Below are 21,896 nucleotides of genomic sequence, written 5' to 3'. Positions count from 1 at the left end.
TCCGCTATCCGGCGCATAGAGCTGAAAACTGACGGGCGCTGGGGTTACTGTCAGTTTCGTGTTCGCTGCAGAACGTCGTCAGTTGATCCTCGAAATGGTGCGCGCCAACGGAGCCGTGTCGCTCCGGGAGCTCGCCCGCGTCGTCCAGACCTCCGAAGTGACCGTACGGCGGGACGTGCGGGCACTGGAGGCAGAAGGACTCCTCGACCGCCGGCACGGCGGTGCGGTACTGCCGGGCGGCTTCACCCGCGAATCCGGCTTCCCGCAGAAATCACTGTCCGCGACCGCCGAGAAGACGGCCATCGCCGACCTCGCCGCCGGACTCGTCGAAGAGGGCGAGGCCATCGTGGTCGGGGCCGGGACGACGACGCAGGAGCTGGCCCGCCGGCTCGCCCGCGTCCCGGGACTGACCGTGGTCACCAACTCCCTGCTGGTGGCGCAGGCACTGGCCCACGCCAACCGGGTAGAGGTCGTCATGACCGGCGGCACGCTGCGCGGCTCCAACTACGCCCTGGTGGGCAGCGGGGCCGAGCAGTCGCTCCAGGGGCTGCGGGTCTCGCGCGCCTTCCTCTCCGGGAGCGGGCTGACGGCCGAGCGGGGCCTGTCCACGTCCAACATGCTCTCGGCGAGCGTGGACCGGGCGCTGGTGCAGGCCGCCGCGGAGGTCGTCGTGCTGGCGGACCACACGAAGCTCGGCGCCGACACGATGTTCCAGACGGTGCCGACGGACGTGATCACCCGCCTGGTGACGGACGAGCCCCCGCCCCACGACGACCGGGCCGCGACGGAGCTGCAGGCGCTGGCGGACCAGGGCGTGCAGATCGCCGTGGCGGGCGCGACCGCGGTGGCGGGCCCCGCCCGTCACGAGGTCCCTCTCCCCGGCCAGCGCCGTACCCGCGCCCAACTGCGCGGCACCAGCGGTTCGTTGACTCCGGAGCAGATGCAGGAACGGGCGCCGCGGGTCGCGGATCTCCGCCGCCGCTGAGTTCACCGCACGGCGTCGTCCCACAGCGCGGTGCCGTGCGCTCCGACCACCTCGCGGATGCGGCCCAGGACCTCCTCGGCGGGCCGTGCCTCCAGTCGCCGGCCGTCGCGCAGACGCAGCGCGACCAGGTCGCCGGCCGCCTCCCTGGCACCGATCACCGCCTGGTACGGCACGAGCCGCGCGGCCCGCACACGGGCGCTCAGAGTGCCCTCCTCCGGACCGGCGAGCCTTGCCCTGAGCCCCAGGTCGAGGCAGCGCGCCACCAGCCGTCCCGCCTGGTCCAGCTCCGCGTCCGCGACGGGGAGCACCACCAGCTGGGTGGGCGCGAGCCACGGCGGGAACGCACCGCCGTGCGCCTCGACGAGATGGGCGACGACCCGCTCCAGACTGCCGATCACGCTGCGGTGCACCATGACCGGCCGGTGCCGTGCGCCGTCGGGCCCGATGTAGTGGAGACCGAACCGCTCGGGCTGGTGGAAGTCGACCTGCACGGTGGACAGGGTGGCCTCCCGCCCGGCCGGATCCGCGATCTGCACATCGATCTTCGGGCCGTAGAACGCCGCCTCGCCCTCCACCGCCTCGTACGCCACGCCCAGGCCGTCCAGCGCCTCGGTCAGCAGGGCCGCGGACCGCCGCCACATCGCCGGGTCCGCGACGTACTTGCCGCCCGCGCCGGGCAGCGAGAGCCGGTAGCGGGCCGGGGTGACGCCGAGCGCGGCGTACACCCGCCCGATCAGCTCCAGGGCCGCGCGGGCCTCGCCGGCGACCTGGTCGAGGGTGCAGAAGACGTGCGCGTCGTTCAGCTGGATCGCCCGGACACGGGTCAGCCCGCCGAGCACCCCGGACAGCTCGGAGCGGTACATGCCGCCGAGTTCGGCCATGCGCAGGGGCAGCTCGCGGTAACTGTGCGAGCGGGAGCGGTAGATCAGCGCGTGGTGGGGACACAGGCTCGGGCGCAGCACCACCTGCTCCCCGCCGAGATCCATCGGGGGGAACATGTCCTCGCTGTAGTGGGACCAGTGCCCGGAGATCTCGTACAGCTCGCGTTTGCCGAGAACGGGCGAGTACACGTGGCGGTATCCCGCGCGGCGCTCGGCGTCGCGGACGTACTCCTCCAGGGCGTGGCGTACGACGGCGCCGTCGGGCAGCCAGTACGGCAGGCCGGCGCCCATCAGCGGATCGGTGTCGAACAGGTCGAGCTCGCGGCCGAGTCGGCGGTGGTCGTGCATCGTGGCTCCTCGCGGATGCGGAGGCGAGTGCACGGCGAAGCCCCGGGGCACTCGCCCCGGGGCTTCGGACTCAGACAGAGGTCAGCGCGCCGGGACACTCTCCGGCGTCGTCGTGATCACAGCAGCGCGCTTCATACCGGTGACGCTAGCAGCGGGCCCGCGCGGTCGTCCCGCGCTTTTCCGCCCACCGGCCCGGCGGAGGACGGGGCCCTGAGGTCCACCGGCCCGTGGGGCCGTGCGCGCGGGCTGCCGGCTCGTACGGCGAGGCTCGTGCGGCGAGCCCGGGCGGCCGGGCCGCCGCGCCGGGGGCTTATGATCCGGTCGCAGCGCCGTCCGGCCGGTCCGCCTTCAGGCCGCGCAGCGTCAGCGTCAGCAGCCGGTCCGCCAACCGGCCGTCGTCGGGGCTCTCTTCGGCCGCCAGCGCGATCGCGTTCGTCAGCTGCATCAGATCGCCGATCGAGACATCCGTTCGCACCGCGCCGCTGTCCTGCGCCCGCGTCAGCAGCTGTTCGCCGGCCGCGCGCAGGGGCACGCTGCACGACGCCAGCGCCGAACCCTTGTCGGCGGACGCCGACATGAGCGCGCGGGCCAGCCCCCGGTACTCACCCGCATGAGTGATGAGGGCGCGCAGCCACTCCACGAGTGCCCCGCAGGGCTGCTCGGCGCCGGCCAGTTCCCGGGAGCGCTCCAGCAGGTCCGCCAGGGCCTCCTGGAAGACCGCGCTCATCATCGCGTGGCGGTTGGGGAAGTGCCGGTACAGGGTGCCGATGCCCACACCCGAGCGGCGGGCGATCTCCTCCAGCGACGCGTCGGTGCCGTGCTCGGCGAAGACGGCGCGCGCCTCGGTGAGCAGACGTTCGTAGTTGCGGCGGGCATCGGCCCGCATGGGCCGCGGTGCGGGCATGCCCGTGCCTGCCGCCGTGCCGGCCGTACTCGTTGCCATCGCCTCGTCCTTCCGGAGTCCGCCCCCGGTTCCAGGATGCCATTGCCGGATCGGCGCCCGGCCATGATGTGGACATGAACGTGGGGCCTGCCCGGTCCGCTCGGGCGGACGGGCAGGCCCCACATGCCGACGTGCTGGGTCAGTCCTTGATCTCGCAGATCGTGGCGCCCGAGGTCAGCGAGGCGCCGACCTCCGCAGTCAGGCCCTTGATCGTGCCGGAGCGGTGCGCGTTCAGCGGCTGCTCCATCTTCATCGCCTCGAGGACGACGATGAGGTCGCCTTCGGTGACCTCCTGGCCCTCCTCGACCGCGACCTTGACGATCGTGCCCTGCATCGGGGAGGTGAGGGTGTCGCCGGAGGCGGCCGACGTGGACTTCTTCGCCGCGCGGCGCTTCGGCTTCGCGCCGGCCGCGAGGCCGGTGCGCGCCAGCGTCATGCCCAGCGACGACGGGAGGGAGACCTCCAGGCGCTTGCCGCCGACCTCGACCACGATCGTCTCGCGGCCGGCCTCGTCCTCCTCGGCCTCCGCGGGGACGGCGAACGGCTTGATCTCGTTGACGAACTCGGTCTCGATCCAGCGGGTGTGGACCCGGAAGGGGTCCGCGGTGAACGCCGGGTCGGCCACGACCGCGCGGTGGAACGGAATGGCGGTCGCCATGCCCTCCACCTCGAACTCCGCGAGCGCACGCGCCGCGCGCTGCAGCGCCTGCTCACGGCTGGCGCCGGTGATGATCAGCTTGGCGAGCAGGGAGTCCCACGCCGGGCCGATGACCGAGCCGGACTCGACACCCGCGTCGAGGCGGACGCCGGGGCCGGTCGGCGGGCGGAAGGTGGTGACGGTGCCGGGCGCGGGCAGGAAGCCCCGGCCCGGGTCCTCGCCGTTGATGCGGAACTCGAAGGAGTGGCCGCGCACGGCCGGGTCGTCGTAGCCGAGTTCCTCGCCGTCGGCGATACGGAACATCTCGCGCACCAGGTCGAGGCCGGTGACCTCTTCGGTGACCGGGTGCTCGACCTGCAGACGGGTGTTGACCTCCAGGAAGGAGATCGTGCCGTCGACGCCGACCAGGAACTCGACGGTGCCGGCGCCGACGTAGCCGGCCTCCTTGAGGATGGCCTTCGACGCGCGGTACAGCTCGGCGTTCTGCTCGGCCGTCAGGAAGGGGGCCGGGGCCTCCTCGACCAGCTTCTGGTGGCGGCGCTGGAGCGAGCAGTCACGGGTGGAGACGACCACGACGTTGCCGTGCTGGTCGGCCAGGCACTGGGTCTCGACGTGACGGGGCTTGTCGAGGTAGCGCTCGACGAAGCACTCGCCGCGGCCGAAGGCGGCGACGGCCTCGCGGACGGCGGAGTCGTAGAGCTCGGGGACCTCTTCGAGCGTGCGGGCGACCTTGAGCCCGCGGCCGCCGCCGCCGAACGCGGCCTTGATGGCGATCGGCAGACCGTGCTCCTGCGCGAACGCGACGACCTCGTCCGCCCCGGAGACCGGGTCGGGCGTGCCCGCGACGAGCGGGGCGCCGGCGCGCTGGGCGATGTGCCGGGCCGCGACCTTGTCGCCGAGGTCGCGGATGGCCTGCGGCGGCGGGCCGATCCAGGTCAGGCCCGCGTCGATGACGGCCTGGGCGAACTCCGCGTTCTCGGACAGGAAGCCGTAGCCGGGGTGGACGGCATCGGCTCCCGAATCGGCCGCGGCCTGAAGCACCTTGGCCATGTCCAGATAGCTGGCGGCCGGGGTGTCACCGCCCAGGGCGAACGCTTCGTCGGCTGCGCGGACGTGCAGAGCGTCCCGGTCCGGATCGGCGTAGACGGCTACGGATCCGATCCCGGCGTCCCGGCAGGCACGGGCAACGCGGACAGCGATTTCGCCACGGTTGGCGATGAGCACCTTGCGCACGATGGCTCCCTCCTTGAAACAAGCTGAGTTTAGGGACTGCCGACACGGCCTTTCGACCCGTCCCCAATGGTGAGCTTGCCCACACGGAGCGTGATTCGAGGCTCGCTCGATCGCGAAATCCCTTGTCGCACCACGGTACGACGGGTTCCTCCCTCGCACAGTAGCCCTCTGGTGTGGCCAAGGTCTCTGTTCGGGGGCCCAGCGGCCGAACGGGTTTCTTTGTCGAGTCCCTACGAATGGCCCAATCATTCTTTGCCGTGTGACAGAGAGTGTCACACCTCTTGTCCCCGTGTTTACCCGTGAGTAGCCTCACGCTGTCGTACGTACGTCCGGTAACTGAGGGTTGGGGGCGCCGTGGTGCGCAGACCGGTGGCCGTCGTGGCTGCGCTCGTCCTGTGGGTGGAGGCCGTCGGCATCGTCGTACTCAACGGGATCATGGCCCGGTTCGTCGAGGTGCAGAGCATGTCGCTGGACGGCCTCGACCCGGACGCGATGGTGGCCGGCACGTGGGGGATGGGGATCGGCTCGGGGCTGTTCCTCGCGCTGTGCGGCGTCCTGTTGCTGGTGACGGGCATACGCGACCGGGCGCCGGGCCGCTTCGCCCGCATCGTGCTGATCGGCTGCGCGGTCGTGCACGGGGTGCTGGGGGCGCTCACGGTGGGCCTGGTCGGGTGGCCGGCGTTCGCGTACATGATGGGCGTGCTCGGCCTGCTGGTGCTGTCGCTGATCGCGTACGGCACGGAGGACGGGCCCGGACGCGAGGCGGCCCCGTCCGAGGCCGCGCCCGCGTGACGGTCAGACCCAGAGGTCGGTGATCGAGAAGCCCAGCTCGGCGAGGAGCCTGCGCAGCAGCGGCAGGGAGAGGCCGATGACGTTGCCGTGGTCGCCCTCGATGGATTCGACGAAGGGAGCGGAGAGCCCGTCGAGCGTGAACGCGCCCGCGACGTGGAGGGGTTCGCCGCTGGCCACGTAGGCGGCGATCTCGTCGTCCGTCGGCTCGCCGAACCGCACGATCGTGGAGGCGGTCGCGGACGCCTGCCTGCCGGTTGCCGTGTCGATGAGGCAGTGCCCGGTCTGCAGCACGCCGGCCCGGCCGCGCATCGCCTTCCACCGGGCGGTGGCGTCCTCGGCGTCGGCGGGCTTGCCGAGTGCCTGGCCGTCCAGCTCCAGCACGGAGTCGCACCCGATGAGCAGCGCGCCGGCCGCCTCGGGCCGCGCGGCGACGGCGGCGGCCTTGGCCTCGGCGAGCACGAGCGCGAGCTCGGCGGGAGTGGGGGCGGTGAGGGCGTCCTCGTCGACGCCGCTGACGATGACGTGCGGATCGAGTCCGGCCTGCTTGAGCAGGTTGAGCCGCGCGGGGGAGGCGGACGCGAGCACGAGACGCGGGCGGGCGGGGGAGGTCATGCGCCCATGTTAGGTGCCCACCGGGCCCCCTGCGGGGTCCTCCCGATCTTCCGGCGCCGACGCGCTTGCGCGGCTCCGGCCGGGCCCGCGCCTCAAGCGCCGGCGGGGCTGGTCTGCGCGGCGCTTTCGTTTGGGCTCGGCCCCAAGCCCCACGCCTCAAGCGCCGGCGGGGCTTGATTCGGGGGCAGAGCCCCGAAGCCCGTACCCGGCAGGGCGCAGGCCCACGGGGGCCGGGGCTTGCCCCGGTTCGGGATGGGGGCACCGCCCGCGGCCGCCAGGCCGGGGAGGGCGGGGTCGGGGAACGGCCTCACCGCACGCCCGCCACGAACATCCCCACCACCATCGCCAGCGCCAGCAGGATCCCCGCGCGACGGAGCATCGCCTGCATGTCGCGCAGCTCCTTCGGAGGCTCGTTCTTCGGGTCGGACCACAGCATGCCTTCGATGCTGCGGCCGCGAGCCGCCTCGCGCCTGAGTACGCGTACTCAACCCACGAAGACCCCCGCGCGGAGCACCTCCAGCGCGTCCGTACCGGGCATGGACAAGGGCCGGGCCCCCGCGACGCGGGCCCGGCCCTTCCGCTCAGGGCCTCAGACCGGCCAGTAGCTGCGCGCCCACGACCGCGGGCCCGGCATCGGCCTGCGGGTGCGCGCGATCCGCGCCGGGTCCGACCAGCCCTCGATCACCGGCGCCGACGTCCCGGCCGCGGCCTGCGCGGTGGCCGCGGCCCGGGCCTGGACCACCGCCAGTGCGGCGGCCAGCTCCTCGGGGGTGGGGTTGCCTCGTACGACCTTGATCATCTCGTTGGCCTCCTAGAGGGGGATGTTGCCGTGCTTCTTCGGCGGCAGGCTCTCCCGCTTGGTGCGCAGCTGGCGCAGCCCCTTCACTATCTGCGTCCGCGTCTCCGAGGGCATGATCACCGCGTCGATGTAGCCGCGCTCGGCCGCCGTGTACGGGTTCAGCAGGGTGTCCTCGTACTCCTGGATCAGCCGGGCCCGGGTGGCCTCCTGCTCCTCCACGCCCTCCACGGCCGCGATGGTGCGGCGGTGCAGGATGTTCACCGCACCCTGCGCGCCCATGACCGCGATCTGGGCGGTGGGCCAGGCCAGGTTCAGGTCGGCGCCCAGGTGCTTGGAGCCCATGACGTCGTACGCGCCGCCGAACGCCTTGCGCGTGATGACCGTGATGAGCGGAACGGTCGCCTCGGCGTACGCGTAGATCAGCTTCGCTCCGCGCCGGATGATGCCGCCGTACTCCTGGTCCACGCCCGGCAGGAAGCCCGGCACGTCCACGAAGGTCAGCACCGGCACGTTGAACGCGTCGCAGGTGCGCACGAAACGGGCCGCCTTCTCCGAGGCGTTGATGTCCAGGCAGCCGGCGAACTGCATCGGCTGGTTGGCCACGATGCCGACCGGGAAGCCCTCCACCCGCCCGAAGCCGGTGACGATGTTCGGCGCGAACAGCGCCTGCGTCTCCAGGAACTCGCCCTCGTCCAGCACGTGCTCGATCACGGTGCGGATGTCGTACGGCTGGTTCGCCGAGTCCGGGATGAGCGTGTCCAGTTCCCGGTCCTCGTCGCCGACCGCCGTGTCGGAGGTCTCGGGGAACGCCGGGGGCTCGGAGAGGTTGTTGGACGGCAGGTACGACAGCAGCTGCTTGACGTACTCGATCGCGTCCTTCTCGTCGCCCGACATGTGGTGCGCCACGCCGGACGTGGTGTTGTGCGTGCGCGCGCCGCCGAGCTCCTCGAAGCCGACGTCCTCGCCGGTGACCGTCTTGATGACGTCGGGGCCGGTGATGAACATGTGCGACGTCTGGTCCACCATCACCGTGAAGTCGGTGATCGCGGGGGAGTAGACGGCGCCGCCCGCGCACGGGCCCACGACCAGCGAGATCTGCGGGATGACGCCGGACGCATGGGTGTTGCGGCGGAAGATCTCGCCGTACATGCCGAGCGCGCTGACGCCTTCCTGGATGCGCGCGCCGCCCGAGTCGTTGATGCCGATGACCGGGCAGCCGGTCTTCAGCGCGAAGTCCATCACCTTGATGATCTTCTGACCGAAGACCTCGCCGAGGGCGCCGCCGAAGACGGTGAAGTCCTGCGAGAAGACGGCCACAGGACGGCCGTCGACCGTGCCGTAACCGGTGACGACGCCGTCGCCGTACGGGCGGGTCTTCTCCAGACCGAAGTTGGTCGAACGATGGCGCGCGAACTCGTCCAGCTCCACGAACGAGTCCTCGTCCAGCAGCAGATCGATCCGCTCGCGGGCGGTCAACTTGCCCTTCGCATGCTGCTTTTCCACGGCGCGTGCGGAGCCGGCGTGCGTCGCCTCGTCGATACGGCGCTGGAGATCCGCGATCTTTCCCGCGGTGGTGTGGATGTCGATCTGTTCCGGCTCGGACATCGGGATGCGGCTCCCTGGCTGATCACGGGGACGGTAATGGAAGTCGATGAGCTGTTCCGTTGCTACTGACTCGTAGCGTATCGGCGCGGATACCGTTCGGCAGTGCGGCGTTTACCACACCTAACCTGGCTTGCATGACGCCAGACAATGCGCCTGACGGCGCGCCCGCAAGCCGCTGGTCCGACCTCGACCGCCCCCCTCTGAACGTCCCCGCGCTGCGCCGGGGTCTGCTGGCCCCCGGCTCACTGTGGACCTCGCTCGACGTGGTCGCGGCCACCGGTTCGACCAACTCCGACCTCGCGGCGCGGGCCGCGTCCCTGCCGGAGGGCGCGGTGCTCGTCGCCGAGGAGCAGACGGCGGGCCGTGGGCGCCTGGACCGCACCTGGAGCGCGCCGGCGCGCTCCGGCCTGTTCTTCTCCGTACTCCTGCGGCCCGGCGGCAGCGTGCCCGCCGAGAGCTGGGGCTGGCTCCCGCTGCTCGCCGGAGTCGCCGCCGCGACCGGCCTCGCCCGGTCCGCGGGCACCGACATGTCCCTCAAATGGCCCAACGATCTGCTGGTGACCGTCGACGGCGAGGAACGCAAGGCCGGGGGCATCCTCGCCGAGCGCGCCGGGGACGACGCGGTGGTCCTCGGCATGGGCATCAACGTGACCCTGCGCGCCGACGAACTGCCCGTACCCACCGCGGGCTCCCTCGCGCTCGCGAACGCCGTGTCCACCGACCGTGACCCCCTGCTGCGGGCCGTGCTGCGCTCGCTGGAGCACTGGTACGGCGAGTGGCGCGCGGCCGGCGGCGACCCGGCCGCGTCCGGGGTCCAGGAGGCGTACGCGGCGGGCTGCGCGACCCTCGGGCGCACGGTGCGCGCGGACCTTCCCGGCGGGCGCTCCTTCACCGGGGAGGCCGTGGCCGTGGACGGTCAGGGCCGGGTGGTGCTGGTGGCGGCCGGGAACGGCGAGCGGATCGCGGTGAGCGCGGGCGACATCGTGCATCTGCGGCCGGCGGACTGAAGCGGACTCCGCCGCGCCCGCGCGGGCGCGGCGGCGGCCACGTGGTGCGTCCACCTCCGCGAATCCGGTCCGTCGCTCGGGACGTGAGCTGGGGCACACCTGCCGTATCGTTGAGGCGATCGAGCGACAGATCGGCAGGGCAGTGCGCAGGGAACGGGCAGGAGGCGGGTGGTGACCGTCGACGACACCACTTCCGGCGCGGGCGATCGGGGCACCGGCTCCGGTGCGGGCTCCGGCTCCGGGTCGGTGCATCCGACACCGCACCACGAGGTCGACCACACGGCGGAGCCGACCGACGACCCGCTGGCGATCCGCCTGGAACAGCTCATCCTCGGCGCGGAGCGGCGCTACACCGCCTTCCAGGCCGCCCGGACGGCGGGCGTCTCCATGGAGCTGGCCTCCCGCTTCTGGCGGGCGATGGGCTTCGCCGACATCGGCCAGGCCAAGGCGCTCACCGAGGCCGACGTGCTGGCCCTGCGACGGCTCGCCGGTCTGGTCGAGGCCGGCCTGCTGAGCGAGCCGATGGCCGTGCAGGTGGCCCGGTCCACCGGGCAGACCACCGCCCGGCTGGCCGAATGGCAGATCGACTCCTTCCTGGAGGGGCTGACGGAGCCGCCCGAGCCCGGCATGACCCGCACGGAGGTCACGTATCCGCTCGTCGAACTGCTCCTGCCCGAGCTGGAGGAGTTCCTCGTCTACGTCTGGCGGCGCCAGCTCGCCGCGGCGACCGGCCGGGTCGTGCAGGCCGCCGACGACGAGGAGATGGTCGACCGCCGTCTCGCCGTCGGCTTCGCGGACCTCGTCGGCTTCACGCGGCTGACGCGCCGCCTGGAGGAGGAGGAACTGGGCGAGCTCGTCGAGTCCTTCGAGACGACGTGCGCGGACCTGGTCGCGGCGCACGGCGGCCGCCTCATCAAGACCCTCGGCGACGAGGTCCTGTACGCGGCGGACGACGCCCGCACGGCGGCGGAGATCGCGCTCCGGCTCATCGACGCGATGACCCAGGACGAGACGATGCCGGCGCTGCGGGTGGGCATCGCGTTCGGGACGGTCACGACGCGGATGGGCGACGTGTTCGGTACGACGGTGAACCTGGCGAGCCGGCTGACGTCGATAGCGCCGAAGGACGCGGTGCTGGTGGACGGCGCCTTCGCGGAGGAACTGATCAGGACGGGCGACGCGCCGAGGTCGGAGGCGGAGGCGGCTGCGGCGGAGAAGGAGAGCGACGAGCCGCTGCCCTACCGCTACGGCCTCCAGCCGATGTGGCAGCGCCCAGTGCGCGGCCTGGGCGTGGTGGAGCCGTGGCTGCTGTCGCGGCGCCCCACCGCGTGAGAGTCCCCCTACCCCGCCCTTCCCCGCATCTCTGACGAGACCGCCGCGCTCCTGGCTCCTGACGCGCCTGCTTCGCGACGCGCGTTGCCCTCCGGGCTGGGCGGCCCCTGGCCCTGTGGCGCGCCTGTTCCACGGCGCGGGGCTCCGGTTTCGGCGCAGGGCCCCAGCTGGGGGGCTTGAGCACGCGTGCGCCGTCCCCGGAGCGGCCGCTTCGCGGTGCGCGTTGCACTCCGGGCTCGGCGGCTCGGCGGGGCCGAGCCGCCGTGGTGCCCGGCTCCGCGGCGCCGCCGCGTCGGCTCCGGGGCCGTGGCGTCGGATGCGGGCCCTGCGCTGCGCCGGAACGGGGGAAGCCTCGGGGGCACGGGCGGTGGGGCGCTAGGCTGCGCGGAGTGAACCAGCGTTAACCGGGAGGGTGGCTGTCATGTCGGAGTCCGAGCAGCGCTTCGGGGAGTTCGTCGTCGTCCGCAGGCACGAGCAGGGGCACGTCGCCGAGCTCGTGCTCGACCGGCCCAAGGCCATGAACGCCGTGTCCACCGACATGGCCCGTTCCCTCGGCGCCGCCTGTGACGCGCTCGCAGGCGACCGGGACGTGCGCGTCACCGTGCTGACCTCCAGCAACGACCGCGCCTTCTGCGTCGGCGCCGACCTCAAGGAGCGCAACTCCTTCTCCGACGCCGACCTCGTGCGCCAGCGCCCCACCGCCCGCGGGGCGTACACCGGTGTGCTGGAGCTGCCCATGCCCACCGTCGCCGCCGTGCACGGCTTCGCCCTCGGCGGCGGGTTCGAGCTCGCGCTCTCCTGCGACGTGATCGTCGCCGACGAGACCGCCGTGGTCGGCCTGCCCGAGGTCTCCGTCGGCGTGATCCCCGGCGGCGGCGGGACCCAGTTGCTGCCCCGCCGGGTCGGGGCCGCGCGGGCCGCCGAGCTGGTGTTCACCGCGCGGCGTGTGGAGGCGGCGGAGGCACGGGAGTTGGGGCTCGTCGACGTGCTCGCGGAGGACGCCCGCACCGGGGCCCTCGCGCTCGCCGCGCGGATCGCGGTCAACTCGCCGGTGGGCCTGCGCAACGCCAAGAAGGCCATGCGGCTCGGGCAGGGGCTCGATCTGCGCGCGGGGCTCGAGGTCGAGGACGCGGCCTGGCGGGCGACGGCCTTCTCCGGCGACCGCGCCGAGGGCGTCGCCGCGTTCAACGAGAAGCGGAAGCCCGCCTGGCCTGGTGAGTGACCCGCGTCAACGGATCAAATCGGCCGAAACCTCCCTAAGCTGGGGTGATGGCTGAGGATCAGCGATTGCGGGCCGTGGTGGCACTGGCGCAGGCGATGGCGGCCGCCCACACGCCGCGCGAGTCCTGGCGGGCGGCGGCCCTGGGCGGCTGCGTCGCGCTGGACGGCACCTTCGCCGCGCTCTCCGTGTGGGAGCGCGAGCGGGGCCGGCTCAAGGTGCTGGTCAACGCCGGGCAACGGGCCGAGGGGGAGGAGGAGTTCCCCGAGTCGGAGACGTACCCGGTGAACCGATTTCCCGAGATCACCGAGTTCCTGCACGAGCAGTGGGCCGGCGGCGGCGAGCCCGACGCCTGGGTGGAGACGGCGGACGGACCGGCCACCGAGGGGCACGGCTACTGCCACCAGAGGGTCTCCGCGCTGCGCAGGCGCCGGCGCGGCTGCTGCGTCGTGGCCCCGATCGTGCTGCACGGCCGGGCCTGGGGCGAGCTGTACGTGGCGCGGCCGCTCGGCGCCCCCGTCTTCGACCGGGAGGACGCCGACTTCGCCACCGTGCTCGCCTCGGTCGTGGCCGCGGGCATCGTGCAGACCGAGCGGCTGGAGGAGGTGCGCAGGCTCGCGTACACGGACCCGCTGACCGGCCTCGCCAACCGCCGCGCCGTGGACACCCGCCTGGACGAGGCGCTGGAGCAGCACCGCAGGGACGACTCGGTGGTGAGCCTCGTGGTGTGCGACCTCAACGGCCTCAAGCAGGTCAACGACACACTCGGGCACGCGGTCGGCGACCGTCTGCTGGAGCGCTTCGGCTCGGTGCTCTCGCGGTGCGGCGCGATGCTGCCGGGCGCCCTCGCGGCGCGCCTCGGCGGTGACGAGTTCTGTCTGGTCAGTGTGGGTCCCTCGGCCGACGAGGTGATCAAGACGGCGGACGAACTGTGTGTGAGGGCCGCCGAGTTGGAGCTCGGGGCGGGGGTCGCGTGCGGGGTGGCGTCCACCGGCGACCCGATCGGCCAGGTCCACTCGGGCCGGCGGCTGTTCCGGCTGGCGGACGCCGCCCAGTACCGGGCGAAGGCGGCCCGGTCGCCCCGTCCCGTGGTCGCCGGCCGCGACGGCGCCGTCATGCGGCTCGCCGACAGCCCGCCGCGCTCCCCGCAGTACCGCCGCCGCTTCCGTGACGCCCGCCCGGAGGAGGATGCGGAGGCCCAGGAGCCCTGGAGCGAGCCGTGAGGCGGTGAGGGGCGGGTCCCGAGCCGACTGGTGACAGGTTGGGATTCAGTCCGTACGCTGCTGAATATGGATATGCAAACTGTCGTGGTGGGGACGTCCGGTACCACCGCCGATGACGTCATCGCCGTGGCCCGCGAAGGCGCCCGCGTCGAGCTCTCCGCCGAAGCCCGCACCGCCCTCGCCGAGGCCCGCTCCATCGTGGACGCCCTGGCCGCCAAGCCCGAGCCCGTCTACGGGGTCTCCACCGGATTCGGCGCCCTCGCCACCCGGCACATCAGCCCCGAGCTCCGTGCCCAGCTCCAGCGCAACATCGTCCGCTCGCACGCCGCCGGCATGGGCCCGCGCGTCGAGCGCGAAGTCGTGCGCGCCCTGATGTTCCTGCGGCTCAAGACCGTGTGCTCGGGGTACACCGGCGTACGCCCCGAGGTCGCGCAGACCATGGCCGACGTGCTGAACGCGGGCATCACGCCCGTCGTCCACGAGTACGGGTCCCTCGGCTGCTCCGGCGACCTCGCGCCGCTGTCGCACTGCGCGCTCGCCCTCATGGGCGAAGGCGACGCCGAGGGCCCCGACGGCACCGTGCGGCCCGCCGGCGAGCTGCTCGCCGAGCACGGCATCGAGCCCGTGGAGCTGCGCGAGAAGGAGGGCCTCGCACTCCTCAACGGCACCGACGGCATGCTCGGCATGCTGATCATGGCCCTCGCCGACCTCGACCGCCTCTACAAGTCCGCCGACATCACCGCCGCGCTGTCCCTGGAGGCGCTGCTCGGCACCGAGAAGGTGCTCGCTCCCGAGCTGCACACCGTCCGCCCGCACCCCGGCCAGGGCGCCTCCGCCGCCAACATGCTCGCCGTCCTCAAGGGCTCGGGCCTCACCGGCCACTTCCAGGAGGAGGAAGCGCCCCGCGTCCAGGACGCGTACTCGGTGCGCTGCGCCCCGCAGGTCGCCGGCGCCGGCCGCGACACCATGGCGCACGCCCGCCTGGTCGCCGACCGCGAGCTCGCCTCCGCCGTCGACAACCCGATCGTGCTGCGTGGGGGTACCTCCCAGGCCGAAGGCTCTGGGGGAGGCAGGGTGGAGTCCAACGGCAACTTCCACGGTGCGCCCGTCGCCTACGTCCTGGACTTCCTCGCCGTCGCCGCCGCCGACCTCGGCTCGATCTCCGAGCGCCGCACCGACCGGCTTCTGGACAAGAACCGCTCGCACGGCCTGCCGCCGTTCCTCGCCGACGACGCCGGCGTGGACTCGGGCCTGATGATCGCCCAGTACACACAGGCCGCCCTGGTCAGCGAGATGAAGCGGCTCGCCGTCCCGGCGTCCGCCGACTCCATCCCGTCCTCCGCCATGCAGGAGGACCACGTCTCCATGGGCTGGTCCGCCGCCCGCAAGCTGCGCACCGCCGTCGGCAACCTGGCGCGCGTCATCGCCGTCGAGCTGTACGCGGCGACCCGCGCCATCGAGCTGCGCCGCCACTTGACCCCGGCCCCCGCCTCGCAGGCCGCCATCGCCGCTCTGCGCGCGGCCGGCGTCGAGGGGCCGGGCCCGGACCGCTTCCTCGCGCCCGACCTGGACGCCGCGGAGGCGTTCGTACGGGAGGGGAGGCTCGTCGCGGCCGTGGAGCCGGTGACCGGACCGCTGGCCTGACGCCCGAGCGGAAGGGCCGTCCCGCCGGCGACGGCGGAGCGGCCCTTTCGGCGCGTCGGGTGGGCGTCAGACGGCGTACTCGCCGCGCCGGCGCACGGAGTACGCCACGAAACCGGCGCCGACCGCCAGGAAGGCCGTCCCGCCGACCACGTACGGGGTGGTGTCCACGCTGCCGGTCTCCGCGAGCCGCAGCTCCTGCGCGCCCGAGGTCTCCGAGTCGGCGGCCGGGCCGGCGCCGGACTGATGCGCGCCCTGCCTCTCGGCAGTGGCGTTCGCCGAGGGGACGAACCACAGCGCACACAGCAGGGTCCCTGCGGCAGTGGCGGTCAGCAGCGGTCGACGTGCGACGGACACGGACTCGATCCCCCTTGAGGCATCCTCGAATTGGCCGGGTGAGCTGATGCTAGTGAAAGCAGCGGGTCGCGGGAAAGCCGGGCGGCCGGGCACCCTACGCTCCGCTCCATGACGACTTCTGAGACATCACGGTTTGTACGGCTGCGGGTGGAGCTGGTGCTGGAGATCGAGGACTCCGAGGTCCTGACCGGCGCGGCACTGGAGCGCATCGCCGCCGACGAGTTCATGCCGGACGAGGAGCGCACCCACGCGCGGTCCGCGGTGCGCGAGGACGAGGCGGAGGCCCTCGCGTATCTCGTCGACCCCTTCGACCTGGTCGCCGAGGTGCCCGGGGTGGAGCTGGCGCAGGCGTCCTGGAGCAGCGAGCAGGTCGACTACGACCCCGAGGCCCAGGAGTGGGACCTCGACGACGACCTCGACGGCCTCCGCGACGAGGACGACGAGTACGACGACGAGGACGCCGAGGACGCCGAGGACGAGCGGAGGCAGTAGCGCGGGGCCGGGACAGGAGCCGTGCGCGGGGCCGGGTCCGGCGAGAGGGATGATGGGAGGGGGAACGGACGCCCGCCGTGGCACGCGAGGCAGCCGGCCCTCCGCGAGACGACACGCTTCAGGTCCCGGTCCGCCGGGCAGGCGCGCCGGGACGCGGAATTACCGCGCCGAATCTGTGGGACACGTGCAACCGTCGGGACGGGAGCAGCGTCGATCACATCGGTGAGGTGGGTGTCGGGGGTCACGCCGCCAGGCAGTGGTGTTTTTTCCCACATCCCTTGCGGATGGGGAACCGGATGCCCCGAGATGGGGGTTGTCCATGGATGAGGGTCAGGGGAATCGGCAACGATGGAGAAGCGTGTGATGACGGACAGCAAGCGGCGCAGGGGCCTGATGGCCGCATCCGCGGTGCTCGGCGGCGTGCTGGTGCTTTCCGCATGCAGTGACGGGGGCGGGGACAAGGAAGCCGGCGCCGAGAGGTCGAAGGCGTCGCAGGCCGAGGTCGACGAGGCGGCGGCCAAGGAGGTCTCCAAGGCCCGAATAGCGATCTCGCCGAAGAACGGCTCGACCAACGCCAGCATCAACAACGCCGCCAAGGTGACCGTCACCGACGGCACCCTGACCGAGGTCACCATGACCACGGCGGACGGCACGGCCGTCGCGGGCACCCTCTCCTCCGACGGCAAGAGCTGGAAGCCGGACGGCCAGCTGCAGCGCTCCACCACGTACAAGATCGCCGCGACGGCCAAGGACGCCGCGGGCCTGGAGGCCCACGAGAACGCGTCCTTCACCACCGTCTCGCCGGCGAACAGCTTCATCGGCAACTTCACGCCCGAGGACGGCTCCACCGTCGGCGTCGGCATGCCGGTCTCGATCACCTTCAACAAGCCGATCACCGACCGCGAGGCCGTCCAATCCGGCATCACCGTCACTTCCAGCAGCGGCCAGGAGGTCGTCGGGCACTGGTTCAACAACCAGCGTCTGGACTTCCGCCCCGAGCAGTACTGGGCCGAGGGCTCGACCGTCACCATGAAGCTCGCGCTCGACGGCGTCGAGGGCTCCGACGGCGTCTTCGGCGTCCAGCAGAAGACGGTCTCGTTCACGATCGGCCGCAACCAGGTCTCCACCGTCGACGCGAGCACCAAGATCATGACGGTCACGCAGGACGGCAAGACGGTCAAGACCATCCCGATCTCCGCCGGCTCGCCGGAGAACCCCACGTACAACGGTCAGATGGTGATCTCCGAGAAGTTCAAGGAGACCCGGATGAACGGTGCCACCGTCGGCTTCACCGACGACGACGGCAAGGGCGAGTACGACATCAAGGACGTCCCGCACGCGATGCGGCTGTCCACGTCGGGCACGTTCATCCACGGCAACTACTGGGGCGCCGACTCCGTCTTCGGCAACGCCAACACCAGCCACGGCTGCGTCGGCCTCAACGACGTCAAGGGCGCGAAGGACCCCAAGCAGCCGGGCGCCTGGTTCTACAACAACTCGATCATCGGCGACGTCGTGATCGTGAAGAACTCCAAGGACACCACCATCAAGCCGGACAACGGCCTGAACGGCTGGAACATGGACTGGGCGCAGTGGAAGGCCGGCTCCGCCGTCTGACCCAGGCCCCGTACACGACGACGAAGCGGCGGCACCCGGACACGGGGGCCGCCGCTTTCGTGTGCGGGGCCGGGCCCGAGTCCGCCCGGGGCCCGGCCGGCGGCGCGAATCGCCTGCGGCGGCCCGCCCGGACCCGTAGCGTCCACCGGATGACCGTCCTGCGCCTGCCCGCCGCACCCGCCGACCACGCCGTCGACGCCTGGCACGACGTCGTCCGTGCCGCCCATACGCACGACCTGCCCGCCACCGTGCCTCCGCCCGGCCGGGCCGAGAGCGCGGGCAAGCTCCGCCACCCCGGGCCCCGCACCCGCGCCGTCCACCTCGCCGCCGTCGCCGCCGACGGCTCGTACGACGGCGTGGCCACGCTCGTGCTGTTCGACGAGGACGCCAACCGGCACACCGCCTTCCTCGACGTCCTCGTAGTGCACCCGCGCGCCAGGAACCGGGGCACCGGCGCCGCGCTGTGGAAGGCCGCCCGCGCGCAGCTCGCCGACGACGGGCGGACCTCCGTGTCCACCGTCGTCGAACGCGGCGGCCGGGGCGAGATGTTCGCCCGCGGCCTCGGCTTCGAGAACGTGCTCCCGCTCGGCTGGTACGTACAGAACATCCCCGCCGCGCTCGCCGCCCGCCCGGCGGAGCCCGTCCTGCCCGACGGGTACGCCTGCGCGCACTGGACCGGCGTGGTGCCCGACCGGCTGGCCGACGCCTTCGCCGAGGCCCACGACGCCATGCGGGACGCGCCCACCGGCGACATGGACCAGGCCCCGCGCGCCTGGGACGCGGCACGCGTGCGCGCCGCGGCGCAGGTGGTGGGGGACCGCGGCGGCGTCATCCTGTCCTCGGCGGTCCTCCACCGGGCGGAGGGAGCCGAGACCGTCGCCGCCTACACCGAGCTCGTCCTGCGCGATCCCTCGGACACCAGGGCGCTCCAGTACGACACCGTCGTCGTTCCCGTCCACCGCGGGCGCGGTCTCGGCGCGGCCGTCAAGCACCACATGCTGGGCGTCGTCGCCGCGGCGTGCCCCGGCGTGCGGGAGATCGGCACGACCGTCGCTGACGACAACGGCCCGATGCTGGCCGTCAACGAACGCCTCGGCTACCGGCGCGAGCGGACGGCCGGCTATTTCCAGGCCACGCTCAAGGAGTGACGCCGCTCAGCGGGCGTCCGCGTCCACCGCCTCGTCCACGCCCCAGCCGGACAGCAGTCGCAACGACTCCTCCGAGCGGCTGCCCGGCTCGGTGTGGTACGTGACCAGCGACAGGTCGTGGTCGTCGGGGAATCTCAGCGTCTCGTACGCCACCGTCAGCTCGCCCACCAGCGGATGGTGCAGCCGCTTGACGCCGTGGCCCTTGTCCTGCACCGTGTGCGCCGCCCACATCGAGCGGAACTCCTCACTCTTGACAGACAATTCGCCCACCAGCGCCGACAACTGCGGGTCGTCCGGATAGCAGCCCGCGCACAGCCGCAGCACGCTCACCACCTCGACCGCCTTGGACTCCCAGTCGGCGTAGAGCGAGCGGGCGTTCGGGTCGAGGAAGATCAACCGGGCCATGTTGCGCTCCTCCGGCGCCATCGCCGCGAAGTCGCCGAGCAGCGCGCGGGCCATGCGGTTCCACCCCAGGATGTCCAGCCGCCGCCCGAGGAACAGCGCGGGCACCGTCTCCATCGCGTCGATCAGCTGCTGGAGCTGGGGCCGGATCTTCTGCGGCCGGGCCGCGGCCGCCCGCTTCTTCTTGGCCTTCGGCTTCGCCAGGTGGGTCAGATGCGCGTGCTCCGTCTCCGTCAGGCGCAGCGCACGGGCGATGGAATCCAGCACCTCCGTGGACACGTTCTGCCCGTTGCCCTGCTCCAGGCGCGTGTAGTACGCGACGGACACACCGGCCAGCTGTGCCAGCTCCTCGCGGCGCAGTCCCGGCACCCGCCGGTGACGCCCGAAATCGGGCAGCCCGACGTCCTCCGGCTTCAGCCGGGCCCGCCGGGACCGGAGGAATTCGCTGAGTTCGGCACGCTGGTCCATGCAGCAAGTATTCCGGGTCGCGCGGCGGTGCGGTCGTACCGTCCTGACCCTGCCAGTGGTAGGCACAGCGGACGTAGGCACAGCAGGGGGCTGGGTGTCCGGCACCGGACCGGACAGGCTTGTGGCCATGACCACGAACGTTTCCTCTGTCCCTGCCTACGCGGCTCCCGCAGCGGGCGCGCCGCTGGAGCGCACGACCATCCCCCGCCGTGCCGTCGGGGAGCACGACGTCCTGATCGAGATCAAGTACGCGGGCATCTGCCACTCCGACATCCACCAGGCCCGCGACGGCTGGGGCCAGGGCATCTACCCGATGGTCCCGGGCCACGAGATCGCCGGCGTGGTCACCGAGGTGGGACCCGGCGTCACCAGGTTCGTGGTGGGCGACCGCGTCGGCGTCGGCTGCTTCGTCGACTCCTGCCGCGAGTGCGAGTACTGCCGGCAGGGCCTGGAGCAGTACTGCACCCGGGGCGGGACCGGCACGTACAACGCGCTCGACAAGAACGGGGAGCCCACCTACGGCGGCTACTCCACGCACATCGTCGTCGACGAGAACTACACCGTCCGCATTCCCGAGGCTCTGTCCCTCGACGAGGCCGCGCCGCTGCTGTGCGCCGGCATCACGCTGTACTCGCCGCTGCGCCACTGGAACGCCGGCCCCGGAAAGAAGGTCGCCATCGTCGGACTCGGCGGCCTCGGCCACATGGGCGTCAAGATCGCGTACGCGCTCGGCGCCGAGGTGACCGTGCTGTCCCAGACGCTGCGCAAGAAGGACGACGGCCTCGCGCTGGGCGCCGACCACTACTACGCGACCAGCGACGACGCGACGTTCGAGGCGCTGGCCGGCACCTTCGACCTGATCGTGTCGACCGTGTCCGCACCGCTGCCGTTCGACAAGTACATGAGCCTGCTGAAGACCGACGGCGCCCTCGTCAACGTCGGTGCGCCCGAGGAGCCGGTCTCCCTCAACCTGTTCTCCGTCATTGGCGGCCGCAAGACCCTCGCGGGCTCCATGATCGGCGGCATCCGCGAGACGCAGGAGATGCTCGACTTCTGCGCCGAGCACGGCTTCGGGGCCGAGATCGAGCTGATCCGGGCCGACCAGATCAACGAGGCGTACGAGCGGGTGCTCGCGAGCGACGTCCGCTACCGCTTCGTCATCGACACGGCGACGATCTGACGCACGCGCCGGCGCCCGGCGGTTACCTCACGGGTAATCGCCGGGCGCCGTCGTTCCCGGCAGGATCGAGGCACCGCAACGGCCCCGATCCCGGGAGGACACCATGACCGCGTACGCCGTCGGCCACCTGTACCCCGCAGCCCGCCTCGACGAGGAGGTGTTCGCCTACATGGAGCGCATCCAGTCGACCCTCGCCCCCTTCGGGGGCCGCTTCCTCGTCCACGGCGCCACCGTCGAGGTCCTCGAAGGCAGCTGGCCGGGCGGGCTCGTCGTCATCGGCTTCCCCGGCATCGACGAGGCGCGCGCCTGGTACGCGTCCGCCGCCTACCAGGAGCTGATACCGCTGCGCACCCGCCACATGGCGGGCGACGTGGTCCTCGTCGACGGGGTCGCACCCGGCTACGACGCCTCGGCTACCGCGGCCCGGCTGCGCGCCGCGCAGTCCGCGGCATGATGCGCATCCTCCGGCGGGCCCGGCCGACCACCGTGCTCGACCGCGCCGCCCATGGCGCGGACCGGCCCGGCGGGGCGGCCGCAGGACGCGCCCGCACCCGCTACGGCTGCTCCGGCACGTGGCAGACCGCCTCCACGTTGTTGCCGTCCGGGTCGCGCACGAACGCCCCGTAGTACGCCGGGTGGTACTCGGGCCACACCCGCGGCTCGTGCAGCACCTCCGCACCCGCGTCCACCGCCGCCGTGAAGAAGGCCCGCACGGCGGCGCGGTCGGGCGCGGAGAACGCGAGATGGGCCTCGCGCGCCTGCCCGCCCGTCGTCACCGGGCCGATCCAGAAGGACGGGAACGAGGTCCCGTACCCGATCACCCTGCCCTCGTCATGCTCGAACAGCCGCTTGGCGCCGAGCGCGGCGAGGACCCGGTCGTAGAACGCGGCACTCGCCGCGGGGTCCGCCACCTGGACCGAGATGTGGTCAATCATGGCCCGAGCGTGACACACG

The 21,896-nt window shown here is 72.4% G+C and carries 22 protein-coding genes; 12 read left to right on the top strand and 10 right to left on the bottom strand.

Annotated elements, in window-relative coordinates:
* Positions 1 to 94 precede the first annotated feature (94 nt).
* Positions 95 to 985: a DeoR/GlpR family DNA-binding transcription regulator gene (locus QFZ82_RS15810; RefSeq protein WP_373429419.1), complete on the top strand. Its 891-nt coding sequence runs from the start codon at positions 95 to 97 to the stop codon at positions 983 to 985.
* 2 nt (positions 986 to 987) lie between these two features.
* Here QFZ82_RS15810 and thrS read toward each other — a convergent pair whose 3' ends face one another.
* The 3 genes from thrS to QFZ82_RS15795 all read right to left on the bottom strand — a co-directional run bounded on the left by thrS (position 988) and on the right by QFZ82_RS15795 (position 5,048).
* Positions 988 to 2,214 (bottom strand): threonine--tRNA ligase, encoded by a 1,227-nt coding sequence (thrS, locus tag QFZ82_RS15805; protein ID WP_307713789.1) that lies wholly within the window; start codon positions 2,212 to 2,214, stop codon positions 988 to 990.
* A 310-nt stretch (positions 2,215 to 2,524) separates the two neighbouring features.
* On the bottom strand, positions 2,525 to 3,157 hold the full coding sequence (locus tag QFZ82_RS15800) for a TetR/AcrR family transcriptional regulator (protein WP_307713788.1): 633 nt from the start codon (positions 3,155 to 3,157) through the stop codon (positions 2,525 to 2,527).
* Between the two features lie 139 nt (positions 3,158 to 3,296).
* Positions 3,297 to 5,048, bottom strand: coding sequence for a biotin carboxylase N-terminal domain-containing protein (locus QFZ82_RS15795; RefSeq protein ID WP_307713787.1), 1,752 nt, complete (start codon positions 5,046 to 5,048; stop codon positions 3,297 to 3,299).
* Between the two features lie 357 nt (positions 5,049 to 5,405).
* Here QFZ82_RS15795 and QFZ82_RS15790 point away from each other — a divergent pair, with 357 nt between their 5' ends.
* Positions 5,406 to 5,840 carry a hypothetical protein gene (locus QFZ82_RS15790; protein ID WP_307717733.1) on the top strand — a complete coding sequence of 145 codons (435 nt, stop codon included), beginning with the start codon at positions 5,406 to 5,408 and terminating at the stop codon, positions 5,838 to 5,840.
* Positions 5,841 to 5,843: 3 nt separating this feature from the next.
* On the opposite strand, the gene QFZ82_RS15785 is transcribed toward QFZ82_RS15790, so the two are convergent.
* From QFZ82_RS15785 to QFZ82_RS15770, 4 genes are all read right to left on the bottom strand, one after another.
* Complete coding sequence (locus QFZ82_RS15785) at positions 5,844 to 6,452, bottom strand: nucleoside triphosphate pyrophosphatase (protein ID WP_177152088.1); 609 nt, start codon at positions 6,450 to 6,452, stop codon at positions 5,844 to 5,846.
* A gap of 307 nt (positions 6,453 to 6,759) precedes the next feature.
* A complete protein-coding gene (mmpB, locus tag QFZ82_RS15780; RefSeq protein ID WP_256356346.1) occupies positions 6,760 to 6,888 on the bottom strand; it encodes a morphogenic membrane protein MmpB in 129 nt (42 codons plus the stop codon).
* 153 nt (positions 6,889 to 7,041) lie between these two features.
* A complete protein-coding gene (locus QFZ82_RS15775; RefSeq protein ID WP_307713786.1) occupies positions 7,042 to 7,251 on the bottom strand; it encodes an acyl-CoA carboxylase epsilon subunit in 210 nt (69 codons plus the stop codon).
* Between the two features lie 12 nt (positions 7,252 to 7,263).
* Positions 7,264 to 8,856 carry an acyl-CoA carboxylase subunit beta gene (locus tag QFZ82_RS15770; protein WP_307713785.1) on the bottom strand — a complete coding sequence of 531 codons (1,593 nt, stop codon included), beginning with the start codon at positions 8,854 to 8,856 and terminating at the stop codon, positions 7,264 to 7,266.
* Between the two features lie 134 nt (positions 8,857 to 8,990).
* On the opposite strand from QFZ82_RS15770, the gene QFZ82_RS15765 reads away from it, so the two are divergent.
* The 5 genes from QFZ82_RS15765 (at position 8,991) to hutH (ending at position 15,281) form a co-directional block, all read left to right on the top strand.
* Positions 8,991 to 9,863: a biotin--[acetyl-CoA-carboxylase] ligase gene (locus QFZ82_RS15765; protein ID WP_307713784.1), complete on the top strand. Its 873-nt coding sequence runs from the start codon at positions 8,991 to 8,993 to the stop codon at positions 9,861 to 9,863.
* A 171-nt stretch (positions 9,864 to 10,034) separates the two neighbouring features.
* Positions 10,035 to 11,195, top strand: a complete 1,161-nt coding sequence (locus tag QFZ82_RS15760) for an adenylate/guanylate cyclase domain-containing protein (RefSeq protein ID WP_307713783.1) — start codon at positions 10,035 to 10,037, stop codon at positions 11,193 to 11,195.
* 421 nt (positions 11,196 to 11,616) lie between these two features.
* Positions 11,617 to 12,417 (top strand): enoyl-CoA hydratase/isomerase family protein, encoded by an 801-nt coding sequence (locus QFZ82_RS15755; protein ID WP_307713782.1) that lies wholly within the window; start codon positions 11,617 to 11,619, stop codon positions 12,415 to 12,417.
* Between the two features lie 47 nt (positions 12,418 to 12,464).
* Positions 12,465 to 13,637: a diguanylate cyclase domain-containing protein gene (locus QFZ82_RS15750; RefSeq protein ID WP_373429289.1), complete on the top strand. Its 1,173-nt coding sequence runs from the start codon at positions 12,465 to 12,467 to the stop codon at positions 13,635 to 13,637.
* 72 nt (positions 13,638 to 13,709) lie between these two features.
* A complete protein-coding gene (hutH, locus tag QFZ82_RS15745; RefSeq protein ID WP_307717732.1) occupies positions 13,710 to 15,281 on the top strand; it encodes a histidine ammonia-lyase in 1,572 nt (523 codons plus the stop codon).
* Between the two features lie 66 nt (positions 15,282 to 15,347).
* On the opposite strand, the gene QFZ82_RS15740 is transcribed toward hutH, so the two are convergent.
* Positions 15,348 to 15,635 (bottom strand): LAETG motif-containing sortase-dependent surface protein, encoded by a 288-nt coding sequence (locus tag QFZ82_RS15740; RefSeq protein WP_307713780.1) that lies wholly within the window; start codon positions 15,633 to 15,635, stop codon positions 15,348 to 15,350.
* Between the two features lie 108 nt (positions 15,636 to 15,743).
* On the opposite strand from QFZ82_RS15740, the gene QFZ82_RS15735 reads away from it, so the two are divergent.
* The 3 genes from QFZ82_RS15735 (at position 15,744) to QFZ82_RS15725 (ending at position 18,892) form a co-directional block, all read left to right on the top strand.
* A complete protein-coding gene (locus QFZ82_RS15735) occupies positions 15,744 to 16,127 on the top strand; it encodes a hypothetical protein (RefSeq protein WP_307713779.1) in 384 nt (127 codons plus the stop codon).
* Positions 16,128 to 16,475: 348 nt separating this feature from the next.
* Entirely contained in the window at positions 16,476 to 17,744 is a 1,269-nt protein-coding gene (locus QFZ82_RS15730) for an Ig-like domain-containing protein (protein WP_307713778.1), read from the top strand.
* 149 nt (positions 17,745 to 17,893) lie between these two features.
* Positions 17,894 to 18,892 carry a GNAT family N-acetyltransferase gene (locus QFZ82_RS15725; RefSeq protein WP_307713777.1) on the top strand — a complete coding sequence of 333 codons (999 nt, stop codon included), beginning with the start codon at positions 17,894 to 17,896 and terminating at the stop codon, positions 18,890 to 18,892.
* 6 nt (positions 18,893 to 18,898) lie between these two features.
* Here the strand turns inward: QFZ82_RS15725 and QFZ82_RS15720 are convergent, their stop codons facing one another.
* Positions 18,899 to 19,762, bottom strand: coding sequence for a helix-turn-helix transcriptional regulator (locus QFZ82_RS15720; RefSeq protein ID WP_307713776.1), 864 nt, complete (start codon positions 19,760 to 19,762; stop codon positions 18,899 to 18,901).
* Positions 19,763 to 19,889: 127 nt separating this feature from the next.
* Here QFZ82_RS15720 and QFZ82_RS15715 point away from each other — a divergent pair, with 127 nt between their 5' ends.
* A complete protein-coding gene (locus tag QFZ82_RS15715; protein WP_307713775.1) occupies positions 19,890 to 20,942 on the top strand; it encodes an NAD(P)-dependent alcohol dehydrogenase in 1,053 nt (350 codons plus the stop codon).
* A 103-nt stretch (positions 20,943 to 21,045) separates the two neighbouring features.
* Positions 21,046 to 21,396: a DUF1330 domain-containing protein gene (locus tag QFZ82_RS15710; RefSeq protein WP_307713774.1), complete on the top strand. Its 351-nt coding sequence runs from the start codon at positions 21,046 to 21,048 to the stop codon at positions 21,394 to 21,396.
* Positions 21,397 to 21,496: 100 nt separating this feature from the next.
* Here the strand turns inward: QFZ82_RS15710 and QFZ82_RS15705 are convergent, their stop codons facing one another.
* Entirely contained in the window at positions 21,497 to 21,877 is a 381-nt protein-coding gene (locus QFZ82_RS15705) for a VOC family protein (RefSeq protein WP_307713773.1), read from the bottom strand.
* Between the last annotated feature and the right edge of the window lie 19 nt (positions 21,878 to 21,896).

The sequence above is a fragment of the Streptomyces sp. V4I23 genome, assembly GCF_030817975.1.
Taxonomy (GTDB): domain Bacteria; phylum Actinomycetota; class Actinomycetes; order Streptomycetales; family Streptomycetaceae; genus Streptomyces.
This window is presented reverse-complemented; position numbering and strand designations above follow the sequence as displayed.